Origin of the sequence: Streptococcus mitis (genome assembly GCF_001579035.1) — a bacterium.
GTDB classification, from domain to species: Bacteria; Bacillota; Bacilli; order Lactobacillales; family Streptococcaceae; genus Streptococcus; species Streptococcus mitis_J.
On the sequence record NZ_KQ970291.1, the window covers coordinates 45,948 to 52,507 of the forward strand.

The 6,560-nt window shown below is 37.4% G+C and carries 8 protein-coding genes and 1 pseudogene; 4 read left to right on the forward strand and 5 right to left on the reverse strand.

The features are described from left to right. Positions 1-593: 593 nt before the first annotated feature. Positions 594-743 carry a 50S ribosomal protein L33 gene (gene rpmG / locus SMIDD26_RS09240; RefSeq protein ID WP_001265622.1) on the reverse strand — a complete coding sequence of 50 codons (150 nt, stop codon included), beginning with the start codon at positions 741-743 and terminating at the stop codon, positions 594-596. Positions 744-758: 15 nt separating this feature from the next. Beyond that, positions 759-941, reverse strand: coding sequence for a 50S ribosomal protein L32 (gene rpmF, locus SMIDD26_RS09245; protein WP_000290417.1), 183 nt, complete (start codon positions 939-941; stop codon positions 759-761). 238 nt (positions 942-1,179) lie between these two features. On the opposite strand from rpmF, the gene SMIDD26_RS09250 reads away from it, so the two are divergent. Next, on the forward strand, positions 1,180-2,346 hold the full coding sequence (locus SMIDD26_RS09250) for an IS30 family transposase (protein WP_061439907.1): 1,167 nt from the start codon (positions 1,180-1,182) through the stop codon (positions 2,344-2,346). Between the two features lie 252 nt (positions 2,347-2,598). On the opposite strand, the gene SMIDD26_RS09255 is transcribed toward SMIDD26_RS09250, so the two are convergent. Together SMIDD26_RS09255 and SMIDD26_RS09260 are read right to left on the reverse strand one after the other, a co-directional pair. Further along, on the reverse strand, positions 2,599-2,946 hold the full coding sequence (locus SMIDD26_RS09255; RefSeq protein WP_061439908.1) for a type II toxin-antitoxin system RelE/ParE family toxin: 348 nt from the start codon (positions 2,944-2,946) through the stop codon (positions 2,599-2,601). Next, positions 2,936-3,223, reverse strand: a complete 288-nt coding sequence (locus SMIDD26_RS09260) for a type II toxin-antitoxin system RelB/ParD family antitoxin (RefSeq protein WP_001101478.1) — start codon at positions 3,221-3,223, stop codon at positions 2,936-2,938. Before SMIDD26_RS09260 ends, SMIDD26_RS09255 begins: the two co-directional genes overlap by 11 nt. Before the next feature lie 760 nt (positions 3,224-3,983). On the opposite strand from SMIDD26_RS09260, the pseudogene SMIDD26_RS13325 reads away from it, so the two are divergent. The 3 genes and pseudogenes from SMIDD26_RS13325 to SMIDD26_RS09280 all read left to right on the forward strand — a co-directional run. Further along, positions 3,984-4,169, forward strand: a pseudogene (locus SMIDD26_RS13325) (CPCC family cysteine-rich protein); the annotation flags it as partial. Between the two features lie 214 nt (positions 4,170-4,383). Then, entirely contained in the window at positions 4,384-4,593 is a 210-nt protein-coding gene (locus tag SMIDD26_RS09275) for a CPCC family cysteine-rich protein (RefSeq protein ID WP_001044017.1), read from the forward strand. Positions 4,594-4,623: 30 nt separating this feature from the next. Beyond that, on the forward strand, positions 4,624-4,836 hold the full coding sequence (locus SMIDD26_RS09280; RefSeq protein WP_061439909.1) for a hypothetical protein: 213 nt from the start codon (positions 4,624-4,626) through the stop codon (positions 4,834-4,836). 479 nt (positions 4,837-5,315) lie between these two features. On the opposite strand, the gene SMIDD26_RS09290 is transcribed toward SMIDD26_RS09280, so the two are convergent. Further along, positions 5,316-6,482 (reverse strand): tyrosine-type recombinase/integrase, encoded by a 1,167-nt coding sequence (locus SMIDD26_RS09290; protein ID WP_061439911.1) that lies wholly within the window; start codon positions 6,480-6,482, stop codon positions 5,316-5,318. Between the last annotated feature and the right edge of the window lie 78 nt (positions 6,483-6,560).

Genomic DNA, 6,560 nt, shown 5'->3' on the forward strand with positions numbered 1-6,560 from the left:
CAAACGTCTCATACTTAATTCCACCATAAAAATCCGTTTTAGACTAATTTCCACTTCGGTCAGGCAAGTGGAAGTTACTTTGAGAAGTCACCCAAGAAAAAATAGCGCCTATATAAAGGCGTTTTTGTTTGGGAATGACGTGATATTGATGCTATAATATTTTGGCCTCCTCACTTTAATGAAGGGAGGTGTTGCCGATGTTAGAAATTATCATCACAATTTGTCTAGCACCCTTAGTAGTCAATATTTTGACAACCTTGTTTGAGAAATGGCTTAACTCACGCAAGAAATAACCTTTAAGGGGCAATAAGCCAAAAAAACCTCAACGCGGGAACGTTGGGGCTTTTTTAGCTACATATGCTGTAACTTTACTCACATTGTAAGTTCATTCTAACATATAACACCCAATATTTCAAGCTTTTGTTTTTATATTTCCTTAGAGCTCATTCAGCAATCATAGAGCACTGAATCTTGCGGTTTGAGTTCATTTTACTATAGTCATTCGAATGATTCTCATTGCAATGTACTGAAATTAACAAAAAGAAAAAACGCTTGAACAGCGTTTTTCTTCTGTATTGATTCGTATTGAATGCTTACTTCACTTCTGTAAACACAACGTGTTTGCGAAGTTTTGGTGAGTATTTCTTCAATTGAAGACGGTCTGGAGTGTTACGTTTGTTTTTAGAAGTAAGGTACAAGCGTTCACCAGATTCTTTGTGTTCAAGTGTAATATTTACGCGCATGGTATCTCCCTTCTATTATTCAGCTGATGCAGCTTTAGCGATCTTACGTCCTTTGTAGTATCCTTTAAGTGATACACGGTGAGAACGTGAGTAATCTCCAGTAGTTTCGTCAAAGTTTACAGATGGAGCTGTTACTTTGTAGTGTGTACGACGTTTGTTTTTCTTCGCTTTTGAAGTGCGACGTGCAGGTACTGCCATTTTGATTTCTCCTTTAGGTATTTATATTCGATTCAATCTACTGATTTTCATCAACCATACTAGGATAACACATTTTTTTTGTAAAGTAAAGTTACTTGACAAAAAAAGATGAAAAAATTCTCCTGTGGTAACTTCTCAAAGTAACTTCCACTTGCCTGACCAAAGTGGAAATTAGTCTAAAACGGATTTTTATGGTGGAATTAAGTATGAGACGTTTGAGTTAGAAATGAGGCTCACTATGACAAAACATAAACACCTTACCCTTTCAGACCGTAACGATATCCAATTGGGCTTAGAGCGCAGTGAAACCTTCAAAGCTATCGGGCAACTTATTCTAAAAGACCCAACTACTGTTTCTAAAGAAGTCAAACGAAACAGACAAGTCCGAGAGTCTACATGCCATAACCTTCCTTGCCCTTTACTCGGTAAAGCTCCCTTTGTCTGTAATGGCTGCCCTAAAAGAAGACAAAACTGTGGCTATAAGAAGATCTTCTACCTCGCTAAACAAGCTCAAAAACAGTACGAACAAACTCTTGTTGAATCTCGTGAAGGAACTCCCCTCAATTCCAAGACCTTCTGGGACATGGACAAAGTCATTTCTGATGGGGTTAAAAAAGGACAACACATCTATCATATTCTGAAAACTCATAACCTTGATGTTAGCTCCTCGACTGTCTATCGACACATCCGAAAAGGTTACCTGTCTATCGCTCCGATTGATCTTGCCAGAGCCGTTAAATTCAAAGAAAGACGGAAAAGTAAGCTACCTTCCATCCCTAAAGAAGCTAAAAAAGGCCGTTCCTATGAGGATTTCCAAAACTATTTAGCACTGAATCAACTAGACTCTTGGCTGGAAATGGATACGGTTATGGGTAGAATGGGAGGTAAAGTCCTACTCACCTTCAATCTATCTTTCTGTAACTTTATCTTCGCTAGACTTCTGGATAATAAAACTGCCCTTGAGGTTACCAAACACCTCTATGATATTAAGAACACTCTTCACCAAGCGGACAAAGATTTCTTCCAACTCTTTCCTGTCATTCTTACCGATAATGGTGGAGAGTTTGCAAGGGTTGATGACATCGAAATGGATGTGCGAGGAGAGAGTAAGCTATTCTTTTGTGACCCTAATCGCTCTGACCAGAAAGGCAGAATTGAGAAAAATCACACGCTGATTCGCGACATTCTACCTAAAGGAACTTCTTTTGACAACTTAACTCAAGAGGACATCAATCTCGTTTGTTCGCATGTCAACAGCGTCAAACGTGCTGCTTTGAATGGAAAGTCAGCCTATGAACTCTTTGCCTTTACCTATGGAGAAGAAATTCCTAAGCTTCTCGGTATTTCTAAAATACCTGCAGAAGACGTTTGTCAGTCTTCTACATTACTCCAACATAAGTTCTAAAAACTAATCTTTAACCGCATTCAAACGTCTCACACTAACTTCCACCATAGCGGAACTTAATCTGAAACGCTTTCAGATGAGGGGATTTTGTGCGCTCTTTTTTTCGATTCATTTTGGTTACAAAAGCAATAAAATCAAGCATGATTAAAACCAGTGGAACTTACCCTGACACGGATTTCCACTGGTTTTTACGATTTTTATCAGACTAACTTCCACTTGGATTAGCGGTGGAACTTAGTTTGGGAATTTAGCCTATTTTTTCTTGAACAAGCGGATGTAGTCCTGTTTGCTATGAATAATATCTGATATAAAGACAGCTTTTCTATCCTCTAAAATATGATAGAAGGCTAGGTAATCGCCTAAAATGATGCATCGAGTTTTGTGGGGTGGGTATATAATACTTCCTACTCTTTCGTCAGCATCAAATCCCGCTTCTGGGAAGACTTCAAGACGCTCCAAACCATAAAGAATATTTTTAACTGTGTTTGCTCCTGCCTGTTCTGAAAAGTAGTTAGCTGAGATATAATCTTTAATACCTCTTAGCTGTTCTTGTACCGTTTCAGAGATAATAAGGCTATATGCGTTCTCGTTAAATTCCAAGGTTAGCCCTCACTTCATCAAGGCTGTAAGTTCTTCCATGTTCTAAATCGTCAAAGCTACGGGCAATTTCAGCACGCAACCCTGATAGAAGTTCTTCTCTTTCTTTATCTACTTGAGTTTCAAATGGCAAGGCTTTATTTTCTACAATGTGTTCCAAAAACAAGTTAAAACTGGCTGTCATATCAAGATTTTGTGCTGTGATAATAGCTTTAGCCTTCTCTAACAAGTCTCTGTTAGTCTTAAAGTTTACCTGTGTGTTTTTTTCTAAAACATTCATAGTAGTATCTCCTTTTAGACTATTATATCACTTTAAACTATACAGGTCTAGCTGCGTATAGATACTTATAGCTGTATGCTTAAAAGCTATTGTAAAATGTTAAAAAAAGCACTAAGGGAAAACGTCCCAAAGTGCTTAATATCAAGGCTCTAAAGCCTATCTGATTCAATAAAATATTACAACATTTTATTATCTTGCAATGATTAGGTACAGAAAAACAGGCCTAAGCCTGCTCTAAATCTAACTTGATTTTCTCCAAAACTATTAAATTCAAATAAGTTGATAAAACATAAAGAGTAACAAAAAAGGGCTTAAAATGATGAGTTCAGCAGGCAAGAAATCAGCACGGTCAAACGTGCTTTTTTTATTGCTGATAGATTCATTATACCACGTAGTATATAAAAGGCAAAAATAACCCATATCAAAAAGCACTTAGATTTCTCTAGGTGCTGGAATAGGCGGGACGGGAATTCCCCGCTTTTCAGATACCCAAAGGGTGCGTAGTTCCCGATGTTTCTCTACTTCTATTCTTTATCTATATTATACACCTTTTCTAGTCCTTTTCAACCACAAAAACCCCCACAAAAGGACAATCAATCGTGCTTTTTTATTACCTAATAATACTATCATACCACATCTGGAATACACACTCAATTATTAGCAATCCCCTTCGATTTGCAGTATAATGATGAAAAAGTGGGTTAATGTTGACGGTTCACCAAAAAGACTGGTTTGGCGAGTTTATGGAGGAGGGATTTATATGGATAGATCAAAAACGACATGGGAAATTGATGGATATTTATGGTTACATTGCCCTGTTTGCGGAACTGAAGTTATGGACTATGATATCTGTGACGTCTGTCGTTGGCATAATACTGGTATTATAAATATTGACGGTGGCCCAAATAAATTGACTCTAGCCGAAGCCAAAGAAGCTTACACAAGGAGAAAAATCGTAAAAATTCTAGAATTTGATACAGTATTGTTAAAAAACGGTCAAACGGCGACAATTGTCGAAAAGTTAAGTGAAGATACTTTTATTGCTGACATAGGAGATTCTCCGAAAGATTGGGATACCATAACAATTACAATCAATGATATTGAAAAAGTAGTGTATTGAAATAGCTAATATATTTGTATAGTGTTGGGAGTAACCTTAAATGAATAAGACTGGAAAAGAGAATTTAATCATTATTAACGGTAGCGAATATGTCCATTGTCCAGTATGTGGTACTGTTACCGCAGTGTATGATATCTGTGACGTTTGTCAGTGGCAAAATACAGGAGAAACTAATATAGATGGTGGTCCTAATAAAATGACACTTGCGGAGGCTAAAGAAGCGTATGTTAAGGGAATTCCAATAATATAACAGACTATAGTACCACGAAAGGAGAGACTGATGGAACTTAAAGAATTTAATAACAAGGTTGTCAGAATCACCGATATTGACGGCCAAATATTTAAAGGCGTAGCTCTTTACGAAGACAAAGATGTCCATGATGAAGAACTTGATGGGTTATCCGTTAATTTTGGAACCAGATGGATTAAACTCTTTGAAAATGAAATCAAGGAAATTGAAATTACTGATAAAATCAACCAGTACCTCATATAACTGAAATAGCTTTAATCTATCTATAAATCGTCTTGCGAATATCTTACGTCCTACATCATACAATCACTTATCTTCAAGTCTAAGTCTAGTCTCTGAATTGCTTTATCAAAATTTTTAATGCTTTTTAGCTTCTTTTCTACTTCGTCAGTGGTCAAGCTACTACTCCTTTATGATATAATTAGTTTAAAGAGAAGTGAGGTAGAAATGATAGTGTCGCTACGCAACTTCATAGTATGAGATGACGGGACAGGCACACCGTCCACTACTCTTGAGCGCTTAGATTTTTCTAAGTGCTTTTTTGCATTTTCTCGGCGTTCCCTCTTGGTTCAAGTCCATTCTCCATACTATTTGGTAAGGAATTAAGGCAAGTTATTGCTTTGCTTATCTGCTTATCATTTTGTAACTCAAAATGTGAGAAAAAGCTGAAACCCCTTGATATAGCCGTTTTTTGTCCCTTAATGATGAATTTTAAGAACTTTTTAGGAACTTTGTAGATTCTCGATAGCTTTTTCATAAAAGGAAGTAGCCTTTTTCTCATTGTCTTTGGATAGGTGACTATAGATATCCATAGTCATTGAAATTTTAGAATGGCCTAGCCGTGCTTGGATTTCTTTGTAAGGCAGGCCAGCATTAAGCAATAGACTAGCGTGGGTGTGTCGGAAAGCGTGGAAACTCAAACGAGGACAATCAGCCAGTTTTAAATGCTTTTCTAGTCTAAATCTAAGCGCCCCAGCTTCTCTATAGTTGTCAAAGGTATCAGAGAACACTTTTTCAAAAGTTACCCCTATCTCCCTACCTATTTGGGATTGTCTTGCTTTATAGAGCCGAAGCATGAGTACCGTTTTGGTATCAAGTGCTATTTCTCTAATGCTACTTTTACTTTTAGGGCTAGTGATTTCCTTGAGGGTGTTTAAAGTCTTGGTAACTGAAATGCTCCCGTTTTGTAGGTCAATATCAGACCATTTCAAGGCTAAACACTCACGAATACGCAAACCAGTTGCTAGAAGTGTCTTATATAACACCGTATCAGAGAAATTTTTGTAAGTGTTTGGCAACTGATCCAGATAATCTAAGAATTTTTTCAAATTATCGTCATCCAGATATTTCAGTTTTTTCCCTTCTTTGGGTTTGCGCCGTGGGACGATGATATCCCTAGCTGGATTTGAAGAAATGACTTGCAAGGAAACGGCATAGGATAATATTCGCTTATTTAAGGCATGGAGTTGGTTATATTGCTGATAACCTTTCCCTAGTTGATTGTAATCTATTGCCCACTGGTTTACCTGGTGCTGAATAATAGGGGGCGTCAGTTTATCCAGTTTGTAGTCTCCAAAGGCTGGTAGGAGATACTTTTTTATATTGTTTTTTGCGCCTATAAGGGTGCTATGTTTGACTGTATGGCAATAATTTTCTAGCCAGAGTTCCGTCAATTCCTGATAGGTGCTAACATTAACGGCTTTTATAACCGTTGAGCCGTTTTTTTCAAACTCTACCTTGGCTTGGATAGCCTTGCTTTTGAGCCTATTCTTAGTTCTGTCTGAAATAGTTGTCTTGACTTTCTTACCCGTTACGGTATCGATGCCAAGATAAACGCTGGAACGGTAAACTACTGATCCATCTTTCTTTTTGTACTCTGTAATCTTCATGGTTTTACTCCTTTTCCATCAGCAGGCAAGTAATTAGAAAAGGTTTTGAGTTTATACCATGCGAGGGGCTACGAGAAA

Coding starts and splice junctions, on each gene's coding strand:
- SMIDD26_RS09250 (WP_061439907.1), top strand. CDS start 1,180: ATGACAAAACATAAACACCTTACCCTTTCAGACCGTAACGATATCCAA.
- SMIDD26_RS09280 (WP_061439909.1), top strand. CDS start 4,624: ATGGAACTTAAAGAATTTAATAACAAGGTTGTCAGAATCACCGATATT.
- SMIDD26_RS09290 (WP_061439911.1), bottom strand. CDS start 6,482: ATGAAGATTACAGAGTACAAAAAGAAAGATGGATCAGTAGTTTACCGT.
- SMIDD26_RS09260 (WP_001101478.1), bottom strand. CDS start 3,223: ATGAATGTTTTAGAAAAAAACACACAGGTAAACTTTAAGACTAACAGA.
- rpmG (WP_001265622.1), bottom strand. CDS start 743: ATGCGCGTAAATATTACACTTGAACACAAAGAATCTGGTGAACGCTTG.
- SMIDD26_RS09275 (WP_001044017.1), top strand. CDS start 4,384: ATGAATAAGACTGGAAAAGAGAATTTAATCATTATTAACGGTAGCGAA.
- rpmF (WP_000290417.1), bottom strand. CDS start 941: ATGGCAGTACCTGCACGTCGCACTTCAAAAGCGAAGAAAAACAAACGT.